This is a genomic window from Micrococcus sp. KRD012, from assembly GCF_017168555.1.
In the GTDB taxonomy this organism is placed as follows: Bacteria; Actinomycetota; Actinomycetes; order Actinomycetales; family Micrococcaceae; genus Micrococcus; species Micrococcus luteus.
Map to the genome: position 1 here is coordinate 1 of NZ_JABFBB010000020.1, position 23,181 is coordinate 23,181.

At 72.4% G+C, this 23,181-nt stretch carries 21 protein-coding genes and 1 pseudogene; 9 read left to right on the forward strand and 13 right to left on the reverse strand.

The annotated features are described in order from the left end of the window. The first annotated feature begins 88 nt into the window (after nt 1-88). Nucleotides 89-601, forward strand: a complete 513-nt coding sequence (locus J1M37_RS08155; protein WP_020627853.1) for a Rieske (2Fe-2S) protein — start codon at nt 89-91, stop codon at nt 599-601. Nucleotides 602-608: 7 nt separating this feature from the next. Here J1M37_RS08155 and J1M37_RS08160 read toward each other — a convergent pair whose 3' ends face one another. The 4 genes from J1M37_RS08160 to dxs are packed head-to-tail and all read right to left on the reverse strand — an operon-like array spanning nt 609 to nt 4,446. Next, nucleotides 609-938: a PLD nuclease N-terminal domain-containing protein gene (locus J1M37_RS08160; protein ID WP_020627854.1), complete on the reverse strand. Its 330-nt coding sequence runs from the start codon at nt 936-938 to the stop codon at nt 609-611. Further along, entirely contained in the window at nt 938-1,912 is a 975-nt protein-coding gene (locus tag J1M37_RS08165) for an aldo/keto reductase (RefSeq protein ID WP_036317666.1), read from the reverse strand. The genes J1M37_RS08160 and J1M37_RS08165 overlap by 1 nt, the downstream gene beginning before the upstream one ends. 3 nt (nt 1,913-1,915) lie before the next feature. Beyond that, complete coding sequence (locus tag J1M37_RS08170) at nt 1,916-2,434, reverse strand: hypothetical protein (protein WP_036317662.1); 519 nt, start codon at nt 2,432-2,434, stop codon at nt 1,916-1,918. Then, nucleotides 2,431-4,446: a 1-deoxy-D-xylulose-5-phosphate synthase gene (gene dxs, locus J1M37_RS08175; RefSeq protein WP_044659995.1), complete on the reverse strand. Its 2,016-nt coding sequence runs from the start codon at nt 4,444-4,446 to the stop codon at nt 2,431-2,433. Before dxs ends, J1M37_RS08170 begins: the two co-directional genes overlap by 4 nt. A gap of 501 nt (nt 4,447-4,947) precedes the next feature. Between dxs and J1M37_RS08180 the strand changes: the two genes are divergently transcribed. The 4 genes from J1M37_RS08180 to J1M37_RS08195 all read left to right on the forward strand — a co-directional run bounded on the left by J1M37_RS08180 (nt 4,948) and on the right by J1M37_RS08195 (nt 8,913). Beyond that, nucleotides 4,948-5,535 (forward strand): YdhK family protein, encoded by a 588-nt coding sequence (locus J1M37_RS08180; RefSeq protein WP_036382830.1) that lies wholly within the window; start codon nt 4,948-4,950, stop codon nt 5,533-5,535. An 89-nt stretch (nt 5,536-5,624) separates the two neighbouring features. Next, nucleotides 5,625-7,760 (forward strand): heavy metal translocating P-type ATPase, encoded by a 2,136-nt coding sequence (locus tag J1M37_RS08185; RefSeq protein ID WP_206452430.1) that lies wholly within the window; start codon nt 5,625-5,627, stop codon nt 7,758-7,760. Between the two features lie 11 nt (nt 7,761-7,771). Next, nucleotides 7,772-8,107, forward strand: a complete 336-nt coding sequence (locus tag J1M37_RS08190) for a metal-sensitive transcriptional regulator (protein WP_270618289.1) — start codon at nt 7,772-7,774, stop codon at nt 8,105-8,107. Nucleotides 8,108-8,289: 182 nt separating this feature from the next. Continuing rightward, nucleotides 8,290-8,913, forward strand: a complete 624-nt coding sequence (locus J1M37_RS08195) for a CueP family metal-binding protein (protein WP_206452431.1) — start codon at nt 8,290-8,292, stop codon at nt 8,911-8,913. A gap of 336 nt (nt 8,914-9,249) precedes the next feature. Here the strand turns inward: J1M37_RS08195 and J1M37_RS08200 are convergent. The 4 genes and pseudogenes from J1M37_RS08200 to J1M37_RS08215 all read right to left on the reverse strand — a co-directional run. After that, nucleotides 9,250-10,012, reverse strand: a pseudogene (locus J1M37_RS08200) (transposase); the annotation flags it as partial. Nucleotides 10,013-10,195: 183 nt separating this feature from the next. Next, nucleotides 10,196-12,898: an aconitate hydratase AcnA gene (acnA, locus tag J1M37_RS08205; RefSeq protein ID WP_065423791.1), complete on the reverse strand. Its 2,703-nt coding sequence runs from the start codon at nt 12,896-12,898 to the stop codon at nt 10,196-10,198. A gap of 201 nt (nt 12,899-13,099) precedes the next feature. Further along, complete coding sequence (locus J1M37_RS08210) at nt 13,100-14,572, reverse strand: class I SAM-dependent RNA methyltransferase (protein WP_070709838.1); 1,473 nt, start codon at nt 14,570-14,572, stop codon at nt 13,100-13,102. A 159-nt stretch (nt 14,573-14,731) separates the two neighbouring features. After that, the gene (locus tag J1M37_RS08215; RefSeq protein WP_036382845.1) at nt 14,732-16,684 is read right to left on the reverse strand and encodes an APC family permease; all 1,953 of its coding nucleotides are present in this window, start codon (nt 16,682-16,684) and stop codon (nt 14,732-14,734) included. 134 nt (nt 16,685-16,818) lie between these two features. Between J1M37_RS08215 and J1M37_RS08220 the strand changes: the two genes are divergently transcribed. Beyond that, the gene (locus J1M37_RS08220) at nt 16,819-17,520 is read left to right on the forward strand and encodes a potassium channel family protein (protein ID WP_020625081.1); all 702 of its coding nucleotides are present in this window, start codon (nt 16,819-16,821) and stop codon (nt 17,518-17,520) included. After that, a complete protein-coding gene (locus tag J1M37_RS08225; RefSeq protein WP_020625080.1) occupies nt 17,517-18,230 on the forward strand; it encodes a potassium channel family protein in 714 nt (237 codons plus the stop codon). Before J1M37_RS08220 ends, J1M37_RS08225 begins: the two co-directional genes overlap by 4 nt. Here J1M37_RS08225 and J1M37_RS08230 read toward each other — a convergent pair. The 4 genes from J1M37_RS08230 to dut are packed head-to-tail and all read right to left on the reverse strand — an operon-like array spanning nt 18,182 to nt 20,479. Continuing rightward, nucleotides 18,182-18,886, reverse strand: a complete 705-nt coding sequence (locus tag J1M37_RS08230; RefSeq protein ID WP_020625079.1) for a DUF3159 domain-containing protein — start codon at nt 18,884-18,886, stop codon at nt 18,182-18,184. The genes J1M37_RS08225 and J1M37_RS08230 overlap by 49 nt on opposite strands. Before the next feature lie 23 nt (nt 18,887-18,909). Further along, the gene (locus J1M37_RS08235; protein ID WP_020625078.1) at nt 18,910-19,227 is read right to left on the reverse strand and encodes an OB-fold nucleic acid binding domain-containing protein; all 318 of its coding nucleotides are present in this window, start codon (nt 19,225-19,227) and stop codon (nt 18,910-18,912) included. Further along, nucleotides 19,224-20,000, reverse strand: a complete 777-nt coding sequence (locus J1M37_RS08240; RefSeq protein WP_020625077.1) for a DUF3710 domain-containing protein — start codon at nt 19,998-20,000, stop codon at nt 19,224-19,226. Before J1M37_RS08240 ends, J1M37_RS08235 begins: the two co-directional genes overlap by 4 nt. Continuing rightward, complete coding sequence (gene dut / locus J1M37_RS08245; RefSeq protein WP_020625076.1) at nt 19,997-20,479, reverse strand: dUTP diphosphatase; 483 nt, start codon at nt 20,477-20,479, stop codon at nt 19,997-19,999. The genes J1M37_RS08240 and dut overlap by 4 nt, the downstream gene beginning before the upstream one ends. A gap of 117 nt (nt 20,480-20,596) precedes the next feature. On the opposite strand from dut, the gene J1M37_RS08250 reads away from it, so the two are divergent. After that, the gene (locus J1M37_RS08250; RefSeq protein WP_020625075.1) at nt 20,597-21,139 is read left to right on the forward strand and encodes a DUF3093 domain-containing protein; all 543 of its coding nucleotides are present in this window, start codon (nt 20,597-20,599) and stop codon (nt 21,137-21,139) included. 19 nt (nt 21,140-21,158) lie between these two features. Here J1M37_RS08250 and J1M37_RS08255 read toward each other — a convergent pair whose 3' ends face one another. Continuing rightward, the gene (locus J1M37_RS08255; protein ID WP_002858157.1) at nt 21,159-21,458 is read right to left on the reverse strand and encodes a DUF4193 domain-containing protein; all 300 of its coding nucleotides are present in this window, start codon (nt 21,456-21,458) and stop codon (nt 21,159-21,161) included. 291 nt (nt 21,459-21,749) lie between these two features. On the opposite strand from J1M37_RS08255, the gene sepH reads away from it, so the two are divergent. Beyond that, entirely contained in the window at nt 21,750-23,174 is a 1,425-nt protein-coding gene (gene sepH / locus J1M37_RS08260) for a septation protein SepH (RefSeq protein WP_020625074.1), read from the forward strand. Nucleotides 23,175-23,181: the final 7 nt, after the last annotated feature.

A 23,181-nucleotide genomic window follows, 5' to 3' on the forward strand; every position in this document is an offset into this window, starting at 1 on the left:
GCTCCTGGGGCTCGGGGGTCCGTCCCCCCGATCCTCGCACCCGTCGGGCCCGGTCGCATCCGCCCTCGCCACGGGCGATAATGGGTCGATGACCACGCAGGACTCCCCCCTCACCCCGAACTCCTCCCGGTCCGGCTGCTGCGACGACCACGCCCGCCCGGACACCTCCCGCCGCACCGTCCTGGGCCGCGGCGCCGCCGTCGCCGCCGCGGGTGCCGGCACACTCGCGCTGGCCGGCTGCACGGACCGGCTACGTGAGAAGGACACCGCGCAGGACCACTACACCGGCTCCGACGCCGTCGACGCGCTGCCCGCCGCCGAGCTGCCCGTGGGCGCCTCCCGGGAGGTGCAGGTGCAGGGTCGGACGCTGATGATGCATCGCGTGGACGAGACCACGGTGACCGCCTTCACCAACGTGTGCACGCATCAGGGCTGCCTGCTCCAGGTCGTGGACCGGCAGGAGGGCCCGGCCTACGCCTGCCCCTGCCACGGCTCGCACTTCGACGTCACCTCGGGGAAGCCGTTCGGCGGCCCGGCCCGCAAGGCCCTCATGGACTACGACGCGGCCGTCGTCGACGACCGCATCGTCGTCAAGCTCTGAGCCCGGCTCATTCCTCCGGCGCGCCGTAGCGCCGGCGCGGGGGCACCACGACGGCGGAGCGGTCGTTGGGGTCCCACGCCGGCTGCTCGCGCCGCCGCGCCGGGTAGTAGCGGTGCCGCCACCAGAACCAGATGAGCGCCCCCAGCACCGGCAGCAGCAGCATGAGGCCGACCCACGGCAGGCGCGCCCGGGCGTCCAGGGGGCTGCGGCCCAGCGAGACGAAGCCGGCCACCCACAGCGCACCGGCCACGACGGACACGGTCCAGCCCAGGGCGGCCTCCCCCGGCGTCGGCACGAGCGGGGTCGCGGCGGCCGCGCCGGTCAGCGCGCCGGCCATCAGAAGAGCGCGACCTTCTCCGGGCCCGGGAACAGGGCGTCCAGCTCGGCCAGGTCCTCCGCGGTGGCGAGCCAGTCGGCCGCCGCCGCGTTCTCCACGACCTGCGCGGCACGGGTGGCGCCGGCGATCACGGAGGACACCGGCCCCTGCGCCGCCAGCCACCCGATCGCGGCCTGGACCTCGGTGATCCCCCGCTCCCGGGCGAACCGGCCGAACGCGGCCAGCTGCTCCAGGTCGGCGTCGGCCACCATGTGCTGGCGCACGTGGGACAGGCGCGAGCCCTCGGGGGCGTCGCCCTGCGAGTACTTGCCCGTGAGCAGCCCGTTGGCCAGCGGGAAGTACGGCAGGACGCCGAGCCCGAACTCGGCCGCCGCCGGGACCACCTCGAGCTCGGCCCGGCGGTCCAGCAGGTTGTAGTGGTTCTGCGCGGACACGAAGCGCTCCACGCCCAGCTCGCGGGCCACGTACTCGGCCTGGGCGATCTGCCACCCGGCCCGGTTCGAGTGGCCCACGTAGCGGACCTTGCCGGCGCGCACGAGGTCGTCGAGCGCGCGGAGGGTCTCCTCGATGGGCGTGGCCGGGTCCGGGGTGTGGAACTGGTAGAGGTCGATCCAGTCGGTGCCGAGGCGGCGCAGGGAGTCCTCGACGGCGCGCACGATGTACCGGCGGGAGCCCCGCGCGCCGCCGTCGTCGCCGGCGACACCGCCCATGTCCATGCCGAACTTGGTGCCGATCACCACCTCGTCGCGGCGGGCGCCCAGGGCGCGGCCGAGCCGCTCCTCGGACAGGCCGGGCTCGGCGCCGTAGACGTCGGCGACGTCGAAGAAGGTGATGCCGGCGTCGAGCGCGGCGTGGACGACGGCGTCGGTGCCGGCCTGCTCCAGCGTGGCGGTGCCGGGGCGGCCGAGGTTGTTGCAGCCCAGGCCGACGACGGAGACGGTCAGCCCGGAGCGGCCGAGACGGGTGTGGCGCACGGGTCAGCCCTCCTGCTCTGCGGTGCGGACGTCCACCTTGTTCGGCTGCACGCCGTCGGCGCGCTTGGCGGCCGCCGGGATCTCGGCGGCGGCCTTGCGGGCGTGGGGGGTCCGGACGCGCAGCACGAGGGCACCGGCCTCCTCGACGACGTCCTCGACCTCGCCAAGACCGCGCCAGGCCAGCTGGTGGGTCACCTCGACGCGCAGCCGTTCCACGGTGCGCCGCTCGATCACCGTGGCCTCCCGGCCGCGGAGCCGGTAGGCCACCGGCAGCACGGCGAAGGTCGCGGGGTCCGCCTCGGCGAAGCCCTCCTCCGCGCCCTGCGCCACGAACGCGGCCAGCAGCTGATCACCCTCGACCTGGTCGGCCAGGGGCTGCTCCCCGACGGTGCCGGGCTGGCCGACCCGGCCGTGGTGGACCACGAACTCCCCGGCCTCCGCGTCGGCCCATGCCTCGCGGTACTCGAAGAGCCGGGTGCCGTCGTCGCCGACGGTCTCACGGTACAGCCGGACGATGCTCATGCCTGCTCCTGGTGGTGGGGGGCGGCCGCGTCCTCGGGGACGGGCCGGGCGTACGGGACCTTGGCGCCGAGGACCTGGGCGACGGTGTCCTGGGTGATGCGCTGCGCGGTGAGGCCCACGCGGGCCAGCACCTGCTCGCGGCTGCCGTGGGCGAGGAACTCGACCGGCAGGCCGACCTCGTTCAGGGCGGTGTCCACGCCGGCCGCGCGCATCTCCTGCCGGATCCGCGAGCCGACGCCGCCGGCCCGCACCCCGTCCTCGAGGCACACGACGATCCGGTGGCGGGCGGCCGTGTCGATCACGGACCGGGCCACGGGCAGGACCCACCGCGGGTCGATCACCGTGGCGCTGATGCCGTGCCGCTCGAGCCGTTCGGCGACGTCGAGGCCGAGCTCGGCCATCGCGCCCACCGCCACGATCAGCACGTCCCGCTCGGCGCCGTCGCGTCCGCCGGCCTCGCCGCGCCGGGCGAGCACGTCCGTGCCGTCCGACAGCCGCTCCAGGGCGCGCACCGGCTCGCCGACCGAGCCCTTCGCGAACCGCACCACGGTGGGCGCGTCCTCGACGGCGACGGCCTCGCGCAGCTCCTCCCGGAGCGTGTCCGCGTCGCGGGGCGCGGAGATCCGCAGCCCCGGGACCGACTGCAGCAGGGCCAGGTCCCACATGCCGTGGTGGCTCGGGCCGTCCGGCCCGGTGACGCCCGCGCGGTCCAGCACGAACGTCACGCCCGCACGGTGCAGGCCCACGTCCATGAGCACCTGGTCGTAGGCGCGGTTGAGGAAGGTCGCGTAGACGGCCACCACGGGGTGCAGGCCGCCGAAGGCCATGCCGGCGGCCGACGTGACCGCGTGCTGCTCGGCGATGCCGACGTCGAACACCCGGTCCGGGTGGGCCAGCGCCATCGGGGCCAGGCCCACGGGGTTCTGCATGGCGGCGGTGATGGCCACGACGTCCGGCCGCTCGTCCGCGATCGCGACCATCTCTTCGCCGAACACGGAGGTCCAGGACTGGGCCGTCGACGAGGTGATGGGCTCGCCCGTGGAGGGGTCGATCACGCCGATCGCGTGGAACTGGTCCGCCTCGTGCGCGACCGCCGGCGGATAGCCGTGCCCCTTCTCGGTCATCGCGTGGACGATCACGGGCCCGCCGTACGCCCGCGCGTCCTCGAGGGCCTCCTCCATGGCGATGAGGTCGTGACCGTCCACCGGGCCGATGTACTTCATGCCCAGGTCCTCGAACAGGCCCTGCGGCGCCCAGAGGTCCTTGAGGCCCTTCTTCGCCGCGTGCAGTGGCCGGTACACCAGCTCACCCGCGAGGCCAGCCTCCTGGAGGCGGCGCTTGAGGTAGTCGAGGGTCTGCTCGTAGCGGTGGTGGGTGCGCACCTTGTCCAGCACCCCGCGGCGCAGTCCGCCCAGGTGCTCGGCGACGCCGCCCACGGTGGGCGCGTACGAGCGGCCGTTGTCGTTGACGACGATCACCACGCGCCGGTCCCGGCCGGCGGCGATGTTGTTGACGGCCTCCCAGGCCATGCCCCCCGTGAGCGCACCGTCGCCGATCACGGCCACCACGGTGCGGTCCCCCTGCCCGGTCTGCGCCCAGGCCCGCGCGATGCCGTCCGCCCAGGAGAGCGAGCTGGAGGCGTGCGAGGACTCCACCACGTCGTGCTCGGACTCGGTGCGGTCGCCGTAGCCGGACAGACCCCCCTCCTGGCGGAGCGTCGTGAAGTCCTGGCGTCCGGTGAGCAGCTTGTGCACGTACGACTGGTGGCCCGTGTCGAAGATGACCGCGTCCTTGGGCGACTCGAACACGCGGTGCACGGCCAGCGTCAGCTCGACGACGCCCAGGTTCGGTCCGAGGTGGCCGCCCGTCTTGGAGACGTGGGCGATCAGGTAGGCGCGGATCTCCGCCGCCAGCGCGGTCAACTGGTCCTCCGTGAGGGCCGACAGGTCCGCCGGGCGGGCGATCTGCGGCAGCAGCGGGGCGCCGGGGCTCGTGGGGGGCAGATGTTCCATGGTGCGACCAGCCTACTCCGCGGCTCCGCACCCGGGCGGGACGCGGGCGGCGGCCCGCGCGGGCGGGCCCCGTGGATCAGGCCTTCGCGGCGATCTGACGGAGCACGTACTGAGACATGCTTCGCTCTGCCTGGCGATAGTCGCACAGCTTCCGTCGGCTCTCAGGATCCCTGTCTCGATGGGACGCCCGACGATGCAACCGGACAAGACCAATTTCTCATGGGTGATCGGCGGTACTGGGATCGTCTTCTCACCACGGTGATGTTCACGAGACGACGCAGCTGATCCCGTCACGACGGCGAGCGAGGTGAGCCCGTCCGTTCGGGCCTCGATTCCATCTGCGACCAGAGCCGCCGAGCCGATGTTCTCCATCGCAGCCTCAGCGCTGCCACCCCGGGTCGATTGGATCTTGGCCGGGCGATTCCACGCCCGCCGATCGACATCGACTTGATACCCGGGAGGGGTATAGCGTTGACTGGACCAGAACGAACAGGAGACTTCATGCGCAAGCACCTCATGACCACCGTCGCCGCAGGAGTGCTCGGAGGAGCGCTCGTGTTCACCGGCTGCAGCACCGGCGGCGGCCAGGACCAAGGGACCCCCTCGACGACCAGCCAGCACGAGGGCCACGGCAGCAGCTCTGACAGCGGCGGGATGGAGCATCCGATGGACGGCGGCCCCGCCCCCGAGGGCATCGAGACGGCTGCGTCGCCCACATACCCGGTCGGCACCGAGGTCACGCTCACCGCCGACCACATGGAGGGCATGGACGGTGCGAACGCGACGATCGCCGGCGCGTACGACACGTACACCTATGCGGTGGACTTCACGCCGTCCGCAGGCGGGGAGCCGGTCAAGGATCACAAGTGGGTCGTCCAGCAGGAGATCAAGGACGCCGGAGATGAACGTCTGGCCGACGGCACCGAGGTCACTCTCGAGGCCGAACACATGGAAGGCATGAAGGGCGCGAAGGCGACCATCGCCTCCTCCACCGAGGAGACCGTCTACATGGTCGATTACGAGTCCGACGGCATGACGATGACCAACCACAAGTGGGTCGTCGAGAGCGAGCTCAAGCCGGCCTCCTGAGCCGATCGCCGCGGGCGCGCTGAAGGTCCGCGGCGAAATACGACCCGATCGAAGGAAAGATCGGGGAATGACGAGGGGAAGCGAAGAGCATGACGGACCCGACCACGCATCACCATGACCACGCCGGCGTCGCGACCACCGAGTCCGGCCACCGTGACGACTCGCGCGCCGAGAACGAAGACCACACCATGGAACACGGTGACCACGCCGGGCACGGTCATCACGGCGGTGGTCACGCGGGCCACGGCGACCACGTCGGCCAGTTCCGGCGGCTGTTCTGGATCAACCTGATCATCGCCATCCCGGTGGTCGCGTTCTCCCCCATGTTCGCCATGCTCCTGGGCTACTCGGTCCCCAGCTGGGCGGGCTGGGTCGCCGCAGTCCTCGGCTCCGTCATGTACGCCTGGGGCGGCACCCCGTTCCTCACCGGTGCTGTCAGCGAGCTGAAAAGCCGCCAGCCGGGGATGATGCTGCTCATCGCGCTCGGCATCACCGTAGCGTTCCTCGCCTCCTGGGCCGCCACTGTCGGTCTCGTCCACCCCGAGCTCGAGTTCTGGTGGGAGTTGGCGCTGCTGATCGTCATCATGCTGCTGGGCCACTGGATCGAGATGCGCTCACTGGCCCAGACCACCTCGGCGTTGGACTCCCTCGCCGCGCTGCTCCCTGACGAGGCTGAGCGTATAGAGGGAGACGACGTCGTCAAGGTCGACCCGGCAGAGCTGCGCGTCGGCGACGTCGTCATCGTCCGGCCTGGCGGCAGCGTCCCCGCCGATGGCACCATCGTCGACGGCCGCGCCGACATGGACGAGTCCATGATCACCGGCGAATCACACCCCGTCGCCCGCGGCGAGGGCGAGAACGTCACCGCCGGCACCGTGGCCACCGACTCCGGCCTGCGCGTAGAGATCACCGCCACCGGCGACGACACGGCTCTGGCGGGCATCAACAGGCTCGTCGCCGAGGCGCAGGGATCATCCTCCCGTGCCCAGCGCATCGCCGACCGGGCTGCGGCCCTGCTGTTCTGGTTCGCCCTCGGAGCTGCGCTGATCACCGCCGTCGTCTGGACGCTCTTCGGGCTCCCCGACGACGCGGTCGTTCGCACCATCACTGTCCTCGTCATCGCCTGCCCCCATGCGCTGGGTCTGGCGATCCCTCTGGTCGTGTCCATCGCCACCGAGCGCGCCGCCCGCGGCGGCGTCCTGATCAAGGACCGCCTCGCCCTGGAGTCCATGCGCCAGGTCGACGCGGTGCTCTTCGACAAGACCGGCACCCTGACCAAGGGCGAGCCCACCGTCACCGGCGTGGAGCCGACCGGCGGCCTGAATGCCGAACAGGTCCTCGCCCTGGCCGCCTCCGCCGAGGCCGACAGTGAGCACCCCCTCGCCCGGTCCATCGTCACCGCCGCCAAGGAGAAGGGCCTCGCCGTCGAACCGGCCAGCGGGTTCACCTCCTCCCCGGCGGTCGGCGTCACCGCGACGGTGGCCGACCATGAGATCCGCGTCGGCGGACCCCGTCTGCTCGAGGAGACCGGCCAGGACGAGATCGGTGTCGCCGACGAATGGCGGGCAGAGGGTGCGATCATCCTGCACGTCCTCCGCGACGGCAAGGTCATCGGCGGTCTCAAGCTCGCCGACGAGGTTCGCCCAGAGTCCCGCGACGCCGTCGATGCGCTCCATCAGCTCGGCGTCGAGGTCGTCATGATCACCGGCGACGCGGAAGCCGTGGCGAACGAGGTGGGAAGAGAGCTCGGCATCGACCGGGTCTTCGCCGGCGTCCGCCCCGAGGACAAATCCGCCAAGGTCGACCAGCTGCAGAAGGAGGGCAAGAAGGTCGCCATGGTCGGCGACGGCGTCAACGACGCCCCTGCCCTGGCCCAGGCCGACGTCGGCATCGCCATCGGGGCCGGCACCGACGTCGCCATCGCCTCTGCAGGTGTCATCCTCGCCAGCTCCGACCCGCGTAGCGTCCTCTCGGTCATCCAGCTCTCCCGTGCCGCATACCGTAAAATGAGGCAAAACCTGTGGTGGGCCGCAGGGTACAACTTGCTCTCTGTGCCGCTCGCGGCTGGCGTGCTCGCACCCGTCGGCTTCGTCATGCCGATGTCAGTAGGCGCGATCCTGATGTCGATCTCCACCGTCGTCGTCGCGCTCAACGCCCAGCTGCTGCGTCGCATCGACCTCGCCCCAGATGCCAGCACCCGCTCCGTCCTGGAGCACCAGAAGTGAAGGACGCACTCGTGACCACTGAAACTGCAGCCGATGAGACCGGTGCCGACACCGGAGCCCATCGGCACGGCTACATCAGTGACAAGGACCGTTACCGCAACCGCATGAAGCGCATCGAAGGCCAAGCCCGCGGCATCACGAAGATGATCGACGACGAAAAGTACTGCATCGACATCCTCACCCAGGTCTCGGCCCTCACCCGCGCCCTGCAGGGAGTGGCGACCGGTCTGCTCGATGACCACCTCAAGCACTGCGTGCTCGACGCCGCCAAGAAAGGCGATGAAGACGCGGCCATCGCCAAGATCCAGGAGGCCACCGACGCCATCAATCGCCTCGTGCGCTCCTGACACCATCCGATTTCGTCAACACAGGGTGCCTCGGACCGGTGGGCCCCAGATCAGGACAAGGCTCTTGATGTCTCCGGGCAGGCGTGCTTTGCACGTCGTCGCGCCCTTGGCACCGGCGAACTCGGGATGCCTTCTGTCTAACCTGACGACATGAACACGTTCACCTGAGAAAAGAGTTGGGCATGCCACTTGCCATTGTTGCTCCGATCCAGTCCTCCAGGAGCCGCCTGAGGATCTGCGCGGCCTCGACCGGTCTGGCGACCAGCGCCGTCCTCCTGCTCAGCGGCTGTGCTGATGCGGGACCGTCCGCTGATGCAGGATCCGATCACTCACTGGTGGTCGAGCACAATCTAGACGGATTGAATGCTCGCGAGATCATCAAGCGCCTCGACTCAACGAAGGTGACAGATCGCTCGTCTGAATTCATCGCGTCGATTGAACCGGACCAGCTTGTACTGACCGACGACCAGAACAATCAGACCACCCTGCCGATGCCAGAAGACGAATTCTACGTCTCTATCGCCCCGTATCGCAGCCAGACTCACGAATGCTACTTCCACAGCCTCACGACCTGCACCGGCGAACTCGCCAATACTGACGTCCACGTCACCGTGGTCGAGGCGACGTCCGGGGAGACCCTCCTCGATGAAACGCTGACGACGTACGACAACGGATTCGTCGGGGTCTGGCTGCCGCGTGGAATTGACGCTACTCTCACTGTCTCAGCTGAAGGCCGCACCGCGAAAAAGGCCATCTCGACCCGCCCCGACGACCCCACCTGCTTGACCGGTCTTCAGCTGGTTTAAGGCCCAGGTCTCATGCTCCTCTGCAGCGCCGACAGATCAGGCGTCGAGACGTCCCATCCTTGGACTCCCACAGGGTCTCGGCGTCCCGATGTGAGGATTCGCCCGAGAGCCGGCTTCAGAGTCATCGCAGGGCATCACCAGACCGGGCTGAAGCCTCGTCGACCAATATCAACCAGTGCCAACTGAAGAGCACTACATCGCTCACTCTGTTTCACGATGTGCATTTCGGGGGATCCTCTCTGTCCAGGTCCTCACGCTCATACCTGCCGGTGCTGAGCCTCGCCGAGCTTCTCGAGCACTTGACCTGGATCGTCGATCAGTTCGAACACGCCACTCGGGCGTGTCCGACAATGCCGTCGACCACGCGAGCACAGCATTCAGGACCACGGCAGCCCAGTACACGATCGCGTACTCGTCGTACCTGCTCGCCAGGCCCGGCCATTGCTTCAGGTGCGCGTCCTGGCGCTCGATCACGTTCCGGCCCGTGTAAGCCTCCGAGTCCAGGCCCACGGGTCGGCCGCCGGCCGAGCCGCGGCGTCTGCGGTGGCCCTGCTGGTCAGCCGGTTGGGGAGGACGGCCTTGATGCCACCGGCGCGCAGATGGGTGCCGATCGCCCGCGATGAGTACGCCTTCTCGCCCAGCACCGTCGACCAGCTGATGGGTCTTCGTGCTCAGCCCGCTCCGTGAGCGCCCGAGGCCGTGATCGGCGGGCTCTTCACGCGGATTCCTTGTCGTTCGATCCAGCCCCTCTGAGCCGGGTGGTGTTCCTCGCGTGCTGATGGGCGCGGGCGATCGTGGAGTCGACCGAGACCGACCAATCGATCAGGATTTCGGCATCCGCTGCAGGTGGTCCGTGTTGCCAGCACCGTGTCCCAGGTGCCCTCTTCGGCCATGCGGCCGTGCCAGGTCCACACTACTCAGCCAGGGCCCGGAGACCTCGGGCAGGTCCCGCCACGGGATCGAAGCACCTGTCCCGGTGGATGATGGCTTCGACCCTCGTGCGGTCATCGGCGAACGGCCGGCCCTGCCGGCCCGTGCAGGCGGGGAGCATCTGGAACCGGGACGTGTCTTCGAGGGCGCCAGCCGACCCTGGATTCATTGTCAGACACGCCCGAGGACCGTCTGGCCCAAGGGTTGGCCGGTCCCTGCACTGGGGGATGAAGAGCGGTCGTGCACCGGGGTCGGCCCCAGCGGCCACGACGACGGCGGCCCGCCGCCCTCCGTGCGGAGGGCGGCGGGCCGCCGTCGTCGTGGTGCCCGCGCGCGGGCGGTGTCCCGTGGATCAGGCCTTCGCGGCGATCTGACGGAGCACGTACTGCAGGATGCCGCCGTTGCGGTAGTACTCGGCCTCACCGGGGGTGTCGATGCGGACGACCGCGTCGAACTCGGTGACCCTGCCGTCCTCACCGGTGGCCGTGACCTTCACGGTCTTCGGCGTGGTGCCCTCGTTGAGGGCGGTGATGCCGGAGATGTCGAAGGTCTCGGTGCCGGTCAGGCCCAGCGAGTCGGCGTTCTCACCCTCGGGGAACTGCAGCGGCAGCACGCCCATGCCGATGAGGTTCGAGCGGTGGATGCGCTCGAAGGACTCGGTGATCACGGCCTTGACGCCCAGGAGCGCGGTGCCCTTGGCCGCCCAGTCACGGGAGGAGCCGGAGCCGTACTCCTTGCCGCCCAGGACCACCAGCGGGGTGCCCTGCTCGGCGTAGTTCTGCGCCGCGTCGTACACGTAGGCCTGCGGGGCGCCCTCCTGGGTGAAGTCACGGGTGAAGCCGCCCTCCACGCCGTCGAGCAGCTGGTTCTTGATGCGGATGTTCGCGAACGTGCCGCGGATCATCACCTCGTGGTTGCCACGACGGGAGCCGTAGGAGTTGAAGTCCTTGCGCTGCACGCCGTTCTCCAGCAGGTAGCGGCCCGCCGGGGTGTCCGACTTGAAGGAGCCGGCCGGGGAGATGTGGTCCGTGGTCACGGAGTCGCCCAGCTTGAGCAGGACGCGGGCGCCGGAGATGTCCGACACCGGGTCCGGCTGCATGGTCATGCCCTCGAAGTACGGGGGCTTGCGCACGTAGGTGGACTTCTCGTCCCACTCGAAGGTGGAGCCCGAGGGGGTCTCCAGGGACTGCCAGCGCTCGTCGCCGTCGAAGATCGTGGCGTACTGCGAGGTGAACATCTCGGTGTCGATCGACGCGTCGATGATCTTCTGGACCTCGGTCGGGTCCGGCCAGATGTCCTTGAGGAAGACGTCGTTGCCCTCGGTGTCCTGGCCCAGGGCCTCGTTCTCGAAGTCGAAGTCCATGGTGCCGGCCAGGGCGTAGGCGACCACCAGCGGCGGGGAGGCCAGGTAGTTCATCTTCACGTCCGGGTTGATGCGGCCCTCGAAGTTGCGGTTGCCGGAGAGCACCGCGGTCACGGACAGGTCGTTCTCCTGGATGGCCTCGGAGATCTCGGACTCCAGCGGGCCGGAGTTGCCGATGCAGGTGGTGCAGCCGTAGCCGACCACGTTGAAGCCGAGGTCGTTGAGGGACTCGCGCAGCCCGGACTTCTCGTAGTAGTCCGTCACCACGCGGGAGCCCGGGGCCACGGAGGTCTTCACCCACGGCTTGGACTTCAGGCCCTTGGCGACCGCGTTGCGGGCCAGCACGCCGGCCGCCATCATCACGGACGGGTTGGACGTGTTGGTGCACGAGGTGATCGAGGCGATGGACACGGCGCCGTGGTCCAGCTGGAACTGGCGGCCGTCCGCCATGGCCACGTCCACGAGCTTGGACGGGCGGCCCTTGCCGGCCTCGTCCTGCGTGGCGTAGTTGTGCAGGTCCTTGCGGAACTGGTCCTTGGAGTCGGTGAGCTCGATGCGGTCCTGGGGGCGCTTCGGGCCGGAGATGGAGGGCACCACGGTGGACAGGTCCAGCTCGAGGTACTCGGAGTAGGCGACCTCGGAGGACGGGTCGTGCCACATCCCCTGCTCCTTGGTATACGCCTCCACGAGGGCGACCTGCTCCTCGGAGCGACCGGTCAGGCGCAGGTAGTCGAGGGTGACCTCGTCGATCGGGAACATGGCGGCGGTGGAGCCGAACTCGGGCGACATGTTGCCGATGGTGGCGCGGTTGGCCAGGGGCACGGAGCCGACGCCCTCGCCGTAGAACTCGACGAACTTGCCGACCACGCCGTGCTGGCGGAGCATCTCGGTGATGGTCAGCACGACGTCGGTCGCGGTGGCGCCGGACGGGATGCTGCCGGTCAGCTTGAAGCCCACGACCCGCGGGATCAGCATGGACACGGGCTGGCCGAGCATCGCGGCCTCGGCCTCGATGCCGCCGACGCCCCAGCCGAGCACGCCCAGGCCGTTGACCATGGTGGTGTGCGAGTCGGTGCCGACGCAGGAGTCCGGGTAGGCGCGCAGCACGCCGTCGACCTCGCGGGTCATCACGGTGCGGGCCAGGTTCTCGATGTTGACCTGGTGGACGATGCCCATGCCCGGAGGGACGACCTTGAAGTCGTCGAAGGCGGTCTGGCCCCAGCGCAGGAACTTGTAGCGCTCGCCGTTGCGCTCGTACTCGATCTCCATGTTCCGCTCGATGGCGGCGTCGTTGCCGAAGGAGTCGATCTGCACGGAGTGGTCGATCACGAGCTCGGCCGGGGAGAGCGGGTTCACGCGCTCCGGGTCGCCACCCAGGTCCTGGATGGCCTCACGCATGGTGGCCAGGTCCACGACGCAGGGCACGCCGGTGAAGTCCTGCATGATCACGCGCGCCGGCGTGAACTGGATCTCGGTGTCCGGCTGGGCGTTCGGGTCCCAGGCGGCCAGGGCCTTGATCTGGTCGGCGGTCACGTTGGCGCCGTCCTCGGTGCGCAGCAGGTTCTCCAGCAGCACCTTCAGGGAGTAGGGCAGCTTCTGCGCCCCCTCGACCTTGTTCAGACGGAAAATCTCATACTCGGCGCCCTTGACGTCCAGGACGCCCTTGGAGCCGAAGCTGTCGACGGTGGTCACGAGAGGACTCCTCTTCCCGCCCGGTTTCCTCCGGGCGCTCGTCCAGTGGGGGGTGGTCACCCGCGGCCGCGGACCGCGCGCCGTCCGGGACGGGCGTCGTCTGCGTCACAGGTGCCGCACTGCGTCCCAGGGTACCGCGCCGGTCGCGTGTGACGCGGGCATGGCGCGCGGCGGCCCGGAGGCCGCCGCGCGGGCGCCGGATCAGATCTCGACGACGGCCGCGGCCGGTGTGCTCTGGGCGGCCGGCACCAGCACGGTGACCGACTCGAGGTGGTGCGTGTCCGGGTAGAGGTCGAACACGCGGGCGCGCTCCACCTCGTAGCCGCCGTCGCGCAGCCACGCCAGGTCGCGGGCGAACGAGGCGGGGTCGCACGAGACGTACACGATGCGGCCCGGCTCGAGCGCGAGGATGCGCTCGATCGCCCGCCGCCCCGCGCCGGCCCGCGGCGGGTCCAGGACGACGGTGTCCAGCGCGGCACCGCCGAGGCCGCCGTCGGCCACGGGGCGCTCGGGGTACTTCAGCCAGCTGCCGAGCACCTTGTCCGTGGGGCCGTTGAGCACTGAGGCCTGCGGCTGGTCGTGCAGGTTGCGGCGGGCGTCCTTCGAGGCCTGGCGGGAGGCCTCCACCGAGTACACGCGGCCCTCGGGGCCCACGGCGTCCGCCAGGTAGGCGCTGAACAGGCCGGCGCCGCCGTAGAGGTCGGCCACGACCTGGCCCGGCTCGACGCGCGCGTCCTCGAGCACCGCGTCCACGAGGGTGGCCGGGGCGTGCTGGTGGACCTGCCAGAAGCCGTCGCCCGTGACGCGGAAGCGCTTGGTGCCGCCGCGCTCGGACTCCACGGTCTCCTCGACCCAGGTCTTGCCGGTGATGCGCTCGACCTTGACCGGCTGGAACCGCTTCGGGCCGGGCAGGGCCAGGCCGGTGGAGACGTCCACGTCGCACGCGTTGGCCGCCTGGCGGATCCGGGTGCGCAGCCGGCCGAGCTTGACCTCGTCCGCCCGCGTCTGCGGGGTGGGCGTCACCAGCACGAGGGGGCGGGAGCCGGAGGCCGGCGTCGCGACGTCCACGCGGGCGGCTCCGGTGAAGTCCCAGTCCCACAGGGCGAGCGCATCGAGGGCCGGCACGCCGAGCGGCATGTTGCGCACGGGCAGGAGGGTCGCCGAACGGTAGGCGTGCATCGCGATGTGCCCCTGGGGGGTCACCGCGAACGCGTTGCGGGTGCGCCAGCGCTGGCCGGTGGGCTCATCTTCGGAGCCGGCGAAGCACACCTCCGGCTCCACCGCGAGGTCGGCGATGCGGTGCACCGTGTCCCGGAAGACCTGGGCCTTGAGCCGGCGCTGGTGCGGGACCACGATGTGGCCGAACTCGGCGCCGCCCACGGGCGGGCGGCCCGAGGCGTGGGCGCGCAGCATGTCTGCGAGCTTCCACTGGTGGATGCGGCGGAACTCGGAGGGCCGCAGCACCTCCACGACGTCGCCGCGCCAGAAGCGGGCCCCGTCCTCGGCCTCGGTCAGGGCCACCCGGACCTTCTCGCCGGGCACGGCGTGGCGCACGAAGACGACCCGCCCCTCGTGCCGGGCCACGCAGTGGCCGCCGTGGGCCATGGCCCCGACCTCCACCTCGATGGTCCTCCCGATCCCGGTGACGTCTGTGGACGTGTCGACGACTGCCATGTCTGGCTCCTCTCGCATCGCAGCGCGCTTCAGGTCTTGCCCTGAGCATCGACTGGTCAGATCATCATCATCCTTGCAGACCGATGCGGCTGTGTCGCCTCGATCGTGGGCGCGCCGTCGGACGGCGTCATCCGCCGCTCCCCGGGGACGCCGGGGCGGTCAAGAGCCCTGGCCCTCGTGGACCTGCCACGGCACCGAGCCCACCATCACGCCCGGCTCCCGCTGCAGTCGCCGCGTCTGGCGGGTGGCGGTCCGGTTGTGCAGGAGCGTGCGCCAGCCCGGCCGGACCACGTACTCCGGGATGAACACCATGGTCAGGTCCCGCGGGGAGCGGCGTCGGTGCTCGCGCACATGCCGCACCAGGGGGGCCACCGTGTCGCGGTAGGGCGAGGCGATCACGGTGAGCGACATCGGCAGGCCGGCACGCTCCCAGGCGTCGATCACCTCCAGGGTGGCGGCGCGCTCGGCGTCCACGACGACGGCCTCGAGGGAGGACGGCCGCGACGCGCGGGCGTAGGCCAGCGCCCGCAGCGCCGGCCGGTCCAGCGTGGTCACGACGACCACCACGTGGACCCGCGAGGGCAGGGCCCGCGCGTCGTCCTGGGGGTCCGGTGCGAGCTCGCGGTCCACGTCCGCGTAGTGGCGGCGGATCCGCCCCATCACCAGCGAGCCGAGCACGATCGCCAGCAGCGCCACCCACGCGCCCTGCGTGAAGCGGGTGACCAGGACGACGACGCCCGCCAGCGCCGTGACCACCCAGGCCACCGCCGTGATGATCAGGCGCAGCCGGACGGCCGCGCGGGCCCGGGCGCCCGGTGTGTGCACGAGCCGGCGGCGCCACAGCCGCAGCATGCCGGCCTGCGCGAGCGTGAAGGCCAGCAGCACGCCGATGACGTAGAGCTGCACGAGCAGGGCGGTCCGGGCCTCGAAGAACAGCACGAGCGAGAGGGCCACGGCCCCCATCCCGAGGACGCTCCACGTGTGCACCAGCCGGTCGCTGCGGACCCTCAGCTGCCGGGGCAGGTAGCCGTCCTCGGCCACGCGCGCGGCCAGGGCGGGGAACGAGCGGAACGCCGACTTGGCCGCGAACAGCAGGAGCAGGGCGGTGGCCGCGATGGTGGCGACGGACAGGATGCTGCCCGGGCCGTACACGGTGTCCGCGAGCTGGGCGAGCACGGGGGCGGGGGCGCGGTCGGGCGTGACCTCGGCACCCGCGGCGTCCCGGAGGTTCTCCAGCTCCAGCCCGACGACGACGCCGGTGCGCTGGGCCAGGTGCATGACGCCCACGGTCAGCGCGCCGAGGGTGAGGGCCATCACGGTGAGCACCCACCGCACCGTGGGCACGGCCGGCCGGGCCATCAGGCGGGTGCTCGAGACCGGCACCTCGACGCCGGTGAGCAGCACCGATCCCGCGCTGAACGCGCGCAGGGCGAGCAGCGCCGTCGCCACGGTGCCGACGGTCCCGCCGACCCCGGCGCCCTCCTGCGTCCAGCCGGCCGTCGGCGCCGCGCCGAGCAGCCCACGGCCCTCCTGCCACAGGCCCGCCAGGACGAGCAGCGCGGTCAGGGCGACGAACACGCTCACGAGCACGGGCAGCACCCACCGGGACAGCCGCACCCCGCGGAGCGCGGCCAGCAGTACGCCCACGAGCGCGGCCGAGGCCACCAGCACGCGGCTGCCGACGGTGAGTCCGGGGGCCAGCGCCGCCACGAAGTGGGCGAAGGCGGCCACGGAGACCGCGGCGGTGAACACGAAGTCCAGCAGGAGCGCGGCCGAGGCGACGACGCCGGCCCTCGGGCCCAGCTTCATGCCGGCCATGTGATAGATGCCGCCGTGCGGAACGGCGGCGACCGCGGCGCGGAAGGACACGACGATGAGCAGCATCACCGCGACGACGGCCCAGCCGACGGCGGGTCCGAGCGCGAGCGCGGACGTGCCGGCCGCGACCAGGGTGAGGATGACCTCGTCCGGGGCGTAGGCGAGGGAGGACAGGGCGTTCGACGACGTCACGGGCAGCGCCCGCCACCGGTTCATGCGGGGCTCGTCGGCGGCGTGCGACGTCACGGGGCGACCGAGGAGGCCGCGGCGCAGGAGGGAGGACAGCGTGGCCACCGCACCACGGTACCCCCGCCGGGCCCGGACGCCGCGGCGACGCGGATGCTCCCGGACGTGCCCGCCGGATGCGAGGATGGAGCGCGCGTCGGCTCCCCGGCGCACGGAGCACCGCACGAGAGGCAGGGACGGGCATGGCCCACTACGTGATCGTCGGCGGCGGACGGGTGGGCACCCGGTTGGCGGCCGCGCTGGACGCGGCCGGTCACGGCGTCGCCCTCGTGGACCGCGACCCGCGGACCGTGGAGGGGCTGGCCCCCGGCTTCTCCGGCGAGCTCGTGGCCGGCGTGGGCTTCGACCGCTCCGCGCTGCTCGCCGCCGGCATCGACCGCGCGCAGGGCCTGGCGGCCGTGACCGCGGACGACAACACGAACATCATCGCCGCCCGCGTGGCCCGCGAGACCTTCCACGTGGACCACGTGGTGGCGCGCATCTACGACGCCGACCGGGCCCGGCTGTACCAGCGCCTCGGCATCCCCACGGTCGCCTCGATCCAGTGGACGGCCGACCAGGTGCTGCACCGGCTGCTGCCGGCCGGCACCGCCGACGCGGAGCACCGCGACGCCTCCGGCCGGCTGCTCGTGACCGAGCTGGTCCCCCACTCTTCGTGGTGGGGCCGTCGGCTGACCGACGTCGAGTCCACGGTGGGGATGCGCATCGCCTACCTCACCCGGCTCGGCGACGGCCAGCTGCCCCGGCCGGGCGACCGCCTGCAGGAGGGCGACGTGCTGCACGCCGTCTACCCGGTGGACCGCCGGGACCAGGTGGAGGCCGCCCTGCAGGGCGAGGCACGCGTGCCGGACGGCACGGACGAGGACGAGGAGGGACGGGCATGAGGGCCGTCATCGCCGGAGCCGGCGCCGTGGGCGCCTCCATCGCGCGGGAGCTGCACGCGCACGGCCACGAGGTGGTCGTCGTCGAGGCGCGCACGGACGCGGCCCGCAAGGCCGACGTCGGCGGCGCACGCCTCGTCCTCGGGGATGCGTGCGACCTGACCGTGCTCGAGCAGTGCGGCGCCCTGGAGGCGGACGTGCTCGTCGCGGCGACCGGCGACGACCGGGTCAACCTCGTGTGCTCCCTGCTGAGCCGCTCGGAGTTCGGCGTCGGCCGCACCGTGGCTCGCGTCAACAACCCGCTCAACGACTGGCTCTTCGACGAGTCGTGGGGCGTGGACGTGGCCGTGTCCACCCCCTCGATCATGACGGCGCTCGTGGAGGAGGCCGTGGAGACCGGGGACCTCGTGCGCCTGCTCAGGCTGGAGGCCGGCGGCGCGGCGCTGTCCGAGTTCCGGGTCCCGGCAAAGCACTGGCTCGAGGGCCGGCGCATCGGCACCGTGTCCTGGCCGCAGGAGGCTCCGCTCGTGGCGGTCGTGCGCGACGGCGCCCCCCGGCAGGCGTCGGCGGACGAGGTCCTGGAGGTGGGCGACGAGCTCTTCTTCCTGGCCGCCGGCTCCGCCGAGCCGGCCCTGCGTCGCCTCCTCGTCGGCGAGGGCCGCGCTCAGGGACGCTCGGAGGCGGCGGAGTCCGCCGGCACGCCGTCGTCCTGACCGGGCGAGCTGACGGACCAGGCGAGCCAGAGCCCCAGGGCATAGAGCGGCAGGCCCATCACCAGGCGGGCCACCCCGAGCGCGGTGACGGCGTCCCCGAGGTAGAGGGGCACCTGCACCGCCAGGCGCAGCGCGAACACGGCCACGAGGATCCAGGTGGCCGCGGCGTAGGCGCGGCGCCGACGCCGGTGGGCCCGCCAGCGGGTGCCCTCGGCGCGCACGAGGCCGAGCACCAGGCCCGCCGCGGGCCAGCCCACGAGGACGGACACCGCGAACGCGAGGCCGTAGGCGGCGTTGGTGACGAAGCCCCACAGGTAGTAGTCGCGGGCCTGGCCGGTGGTCAGGGAGACCACGACGGACAGGACGACGACGGCGAGGCCGGCCAGCACCTGGACCGGCGACTGGCGCTGGACGAGGCGCGCGACGCCCAGCACGAGTGCGACCGCGACGGCCGCCACGCCGGAGGGCCACACCTGCTGGGTGGCGACGTAGCCGACCATGTAGACGAGGGTGGGCAGGGAGGCCTCGACGATGCCGCGCCAGCCACCGACGCTGCCCAGCGCGTCGAGGCGGCCGCGCTCGTCCAGGCGGGCTCGAGACGGCAGGGGGCCGGCCCCGTCCGGGGCGGCGGTGACGGGGCCACGCGGCTCGGTCATGGGCTCTCCTCTCGGGGCCGTGCTCAGCGCGTGGCCTCGGGCGCGTCGACCAGGTCGAACTCGGGGTTGTGCAGGGTGGGCACGCCGTCCATCTGGGTGACGCGGCCGCGGACCGTCAGCCACTCCCCCGGCATGACACCGGGCACGCGGCGCCGCCCGTGCCAGACCAGCTGCAGCGTCTCCGCGGGCGCCATGCTCCCGGGCGCGGGCAGGCGGTCGGCCAAGACCGCGCGGAAGACGGTCGCCTCGTCCGCGCCGGGCAGTGTGACGGAGGCGATGACGCCGCGGCGCTCGATGCGGCCCGCGGCGCCGGTCGGGCGGGCTGCGACGGCGGGGCTCACCGGGTCTCCGTGATCTCCGGACCGCGCTCGGGCAGCGCGGTGGCCTCCGGTGCCGCGCCGTCCCCCGGGCCGGTGGCGGTGTCCGCGAGCACGTCCCGGCCCTCGTCCGGGGCCGGGCGGCGACGCTGCAGCGGGCGCGCGTTGGGAGGCGGACGCAGGGGCAGCAGCTCGCGCGGCGGGAGCGGCTCGTCGCCCCGCACCACGACCAGGTCGGAGAACACCTGTTCCAGCGGCTCGGCGGCCTCCGGCTGGAAGGCGGCCTCGCCGTGGAACACGCCGCGGACGAACCAGCGCGGACCGTCCACGCCCACGAACCGGGCGACGTTCCACCCCGGCGAGCCGTCCGGCAGCGCCGCCGGCACGCGCGTGAGGATCTCGATGCCGAAGCGGCCGGTCTGCTCCTGCACGGTCGCGTGGGCGGTGGTCGACAGGGAGTCGTGCAGCTCGGCGCGCAGGTCGTCCCACAGGCCCGTGCGGCGCGGGGCGCTGAACGCCTGGACCTGCAGCGCCGAGCGGCCGAGGCTGACGGTGGCGGCGACGATCCGCTTCGTCGCGTCCTCGACGTCGAGGCGCAGCTTCATGCCCTGGACCGCCCGCAGGCGCAGCGACCCCAGGTCGATCATGCCGGCGGGATCCGGGCGGGTGGCGACGTCGTGCGGACCGACGTCGGCTGCCTCCGGCGCGGCGGCGATCTCGAGGTCGCGCTCCTCCAGCAGCTCGGCCGGCAGGCTGACCTGCTCGTGGCGCACGGTGCGGTTGCGTCCGAAGATCACGACGTCCTCCCAGGGGTGTTGTCGGCGGTGAAGCCGCCGGTCGAGCCGAAGCCGCCGGCCCCGCGCTCGGAGTCGGGCAGCGCGTCCACGGGCTCGAAGCGGGCCCGCACGACCGGCTGCAGCACGAGCTGGGCGATCCGGTCGCCGCGGCGCAGCACGATCGGCTCCGTCGGGTCCAGGTTGATCAGGGGCACCTTGATCTCGCCGCGGTAGCCGGCGTCGATGGTGCCGGGGGCGTTGACGACGCTCAGGCCGTGGCGGACCGCGAGGCCCGAGCGGGGGTGCACGAACCCCGCGTGGCCCTCCGGGATGGCCAGCGCCACGCCGGTCGGCACGAGGGCGCGCTCTCCCGGGGCCAGGGTCACGTCGACGGCGGTGCGCAGGTCCGCGCCCGCGTCGCCCGGCTGCGCGTAGGCGGGCGGGGCCAGGCCCGGATCGAGGGCGTGCAGGGGCACGGGCAGCTCGGCGGAGTCGGTCACGAGGCCCGACCCTACACGAGCACCCGTCGGCCCGGGGCCGCGTCGAGGCGGCCGGGCGGGCGCCCTCGCCGGTGCCGCGCGGCGGGACCGGAGTCCGGATGTGGGAAGCTGGGACCCATGCGTGATCCCCAGCAGCACCCCGTCGCCGATGCCTCCCGCCGCGCCCCCGGGGGCGCCGCGGCGGGACCCGATCCGGTCCTGTTCGAGGAGCGGTTGACGCCCTCCCCGGGGGTCTGGGCCGTGGCGCTCATGCTGGCGGCGCTGACGATACTCGTGTTCGCGCCGATCGACCTCGGGGTGGGCATCGCGGCCGCCGTCGCGTTCTTCGCCGTCGAGGTCCTGATCCTGGTGGCCACCACCCCGCGCATCGTGGTGCGCGAACGCACCCTCCAGGTGGGCCGCGCCAGCATCGAACGGCACCACGTCGGTCAGGTCACGGGGTATCGCGGCGAGGACGCCCGGGCCCAGCGCGGCCCGCTGCTGCACGGGCTGGCCTTCGTGAACGTGCGCGGCTGGATCGCGCCCGTCGTGCGGATCCAGCTGACCGACGAGCGCGACCGCACACCCTACTGGCTGACCAGCACCCGGCGTCCGGAGGAGCTGGTCGCGGCCCTCGGCGGGACCATGGCCCGGCAGGAGGGGACGGCCGAGGGCCGCTGACCGCCCCGGCGGCGGGGGCTCAGCCCTCGCAGTCGGTGCAGTAGATCAGGCCGTTCTTCTCACGCGCGGCCTGCGAGCGATGGCGGACCAGGAAGCAGGAGGCGCAGGTGAACTCATCCGACTGGGCGGGCAGCACCCGCACCATCAGCTCTTCACCCGAGAGGTCGGCGCCGGGCAGCTCGAACCCCTCGGCGGCCTCCGCTTCGTCCTCGTCCACGACGGCGGACTGGGTGTCCGTGCGCCGTGCCTTCAGCTCCTCGATGGAGTTCTGGCTCAGCTCTTCCTCGTTCTTGCGAGGGGCGTCGTAGTCAGTGGCCATGGGGTTTCACGCTCCGCTGGTGGGGGACGGCACCGGGACCGGTGCCGGCACTGCGCGGGCGGCGTCGTGGGCGGACCACGCGTCACCGGCCTGCGCCGTTGCGCGTAGATTGTGCACCATGCCCGAACCCGTGCCAAATGTTGTCGGGCACGCTCGCCCAGGGCGGATTCGCGCGGGCGCTCGTCCCTCGCCCGGGCCGTGGTCTGCGGCACGGCGGCTAGGATCGGGGCATGCCCGGCCGGGCGTCCGCATGCCCGGTGACCAGAACACGATGTGGGAGGGACCACCGCCATGGCAGAGCTGCGACTGACCGGACCCACCGAGGACGGCGACGCGCTGCGCCTGTCGGGGCCCGAGGGCGAGGAGCACACGCTCCCCCTCTCCCCCTATCTGCGCCGGCTGGTCATCGAGGGCGCCGCGCCCGAGGACGGGCGACCGGCCGAGGACGGCCCCGCGGCCTGGCACGACATGACGGAGATGGACGTCCCCGGGGCGGACGACGAGGACGCCGAGGGACCGGTGGACGCGGCGACGCACGCCGACGATGCCGCGGCGGAGGACGAGCGGGCTCCCGAGGCGCCCTCCGGCCCGGCCCGGCCGGACGAGGACCTCGCGCTCACCCCGCGGATCGACCCGCGGCCCGTGGCCGACGACTCGACCGCGGACGGACCGACCCCGGCGCCGCTGACCGACCAGGAGTCCGTCAAGGCCGCCGCGACCCAGGAGGCCGTGCCCCTCACCCCCCGGGAGATCCAGCAGCGCATCCGTGCGGGCGCCTCCGTGGAGCAGGTGGCCCGGGAGAGCGGGAACGCGTTCTCGCGCATCCGCACCTACGGTCACCCCGTCTTGGCCGAGCGCGACTGGATCGCCCGGCAGGCCCGCGCCGTCGAGGTCTGGGTCGGCGGGCCCGACCTCTACTCGGACCTCGTCCAGGACGGCGGCCCCACCACGCTCGGCGAGCTCGCCGCGCACCGGCTCGCCGAGCTGGGCGTGGACGAGGCGAGCCTCGAGTGGGACGCGTGGCGCGAGGACCAGGCCGGCTGGACCGTGGCCGCCCGGTTCGCCGTGGCCGGTGCGAGGAGTCTGCCCACCCGCGAGGAGCCGCCGGCGCTCTGGACGTTCCGCCCGGCCGGACGCCACCTCGAACCCGAGAACGCCTGGGCCCGCGCCCTGTCCGAGGCGGAGGCCTGGGACCTGGTCCCCCGCGCCCCCGCGGCCGAACCGGTGACGGACGACGTGGACGCCGAGGACGCCGTGACCCCCGCGGGTGCGCACTCCCCGGCCGCCGACCGCGACGCCGATCTGCTGGAGATCCTGCGGGTGCGCCGGGGTCAGCGTGTGGGCGCGGACCTGGAGTCGGACGACGCGCTCGCGCACCTGATCGCTCGCGAGCACCAGGACCGGAGTCGGCGCGAGGCCGCCCAGGCGCCCGAGCGGCTCGCCCCGGTCGACGCCGAGGGGGCCCTGACGACCGCCGACGACGCCCCGGTCGTCGACGCGCCGGAACCGGCCGCCGAGACCGACCGCGCCGAGGACACTGCCGCAGACGTCGCGGACGCGGGTGTCGAGGACGAGGGGGCGGAGCCCGCGCCTCGCGAGCGTGCCGCGCGCCCTGCCATGCCGACCGTCACGCCGCGCCCCCGGGCCCGCTCGGCCGCTCGCCGCGCGTCCGTGCCCAGCTGGGACGAGATCGTCTTCGGCCGCAAGGGCGACTGACCCCGGC

Coding starts and splice junctions, on each gene's coding strand:
- J1M37_RS08155 (WP_020627853.1), top strand. CDS start 89: ATGACCACGCAGGACTCCCCCCTCACCCCGAACTCCTCCCGGTCCGGC.
- J1M37_RS08160 (WP_020627854.1), bottom strand. CDS start 938: ATGGCCGGCGCGCTGACCGGCGCGGCCGCCGCGACCCCGCTCGTGCCG.
- J1M37_RS08170 (WP_036317662.1), bottom strand. CDS start 2,434: ATGAGCATCGTCCGGCTGTACCGTGAGACCGTCGGCGACGACGGCACC.
- dxs (WP_044659995.1), bottom strand. CDS start 4,446: ATGGAACATCTGCCCCCCACGAGCCCCGGCGCCCCGCTGCTGCCGCAG.
- J1M37_RS08180 (WP_036382830.1), top strand. CDS start 4,948: ATGCGCAAGCACCTCATGACCACCGTCGCCGCAGGAGTGCTCGGAGGA.
- J1M37_RS08185 (WP_206452430.1), top strand. CDS start 5,625: ATGACGGACCCGACCACGCATCACCATGACCACGCCGGCGTCGCGACC.
- J1M37_RS08195 (WP_206452431.1), top strand. CDS start 8,290: ATGCCACTTGCCATTGTTGCTCCGATCCAGTCCTCCAGGAGCCGCCTG.
- J1M37_RS08210 (WP_070709838.1), bottom strand. CDS start 14,572: ATGGCAGTCGTCGACACGTCCACAGACGTCACCGGGATCGGGAGGACC.
- J1M37_RS08220 (WP_020625081.1), top strand. CDS start 16,819: ATGGCCCACTACGTGATCGTCGGCGGCGGACGGGTGGGCACCCGGTTG.
- J1M37_RS08225 (WP_020625080.1), top strand. CDS start 17,517: ATGAGGGCCGTCATCGCCGGAGCCGGCGCCGTGGGCGCCTCCATCGCG.
- J1M37_RS08230 (WP_020625079.1), bottom strand. CDS start 18,886: ATGACCGAGCCGCGTGGCCCCGTCACCGCCGCCCCGGACGGGGCCGGC.
- J1M37_RS08250 (WP_020625075.1), top strand. CDS start 20,597: ATGCGTGATCCCCAGCAGCACCCCGTCGCCGATGCCTCCCGCCGCGCC.
- J1M37_RS08255 (WP_002858157.1), bottom strand. CDS start 21,458: ATGGCCACTGACTACGACGCCCCTCGCAAGAACGAGGAAGAGCTGAGC.
- sepH (WP_020625074.1), top strand. CDS start 21,750: ATGGCAGAGCTGCGACTGACCGGACCCACCGAGGACGGCGACGCGCTG.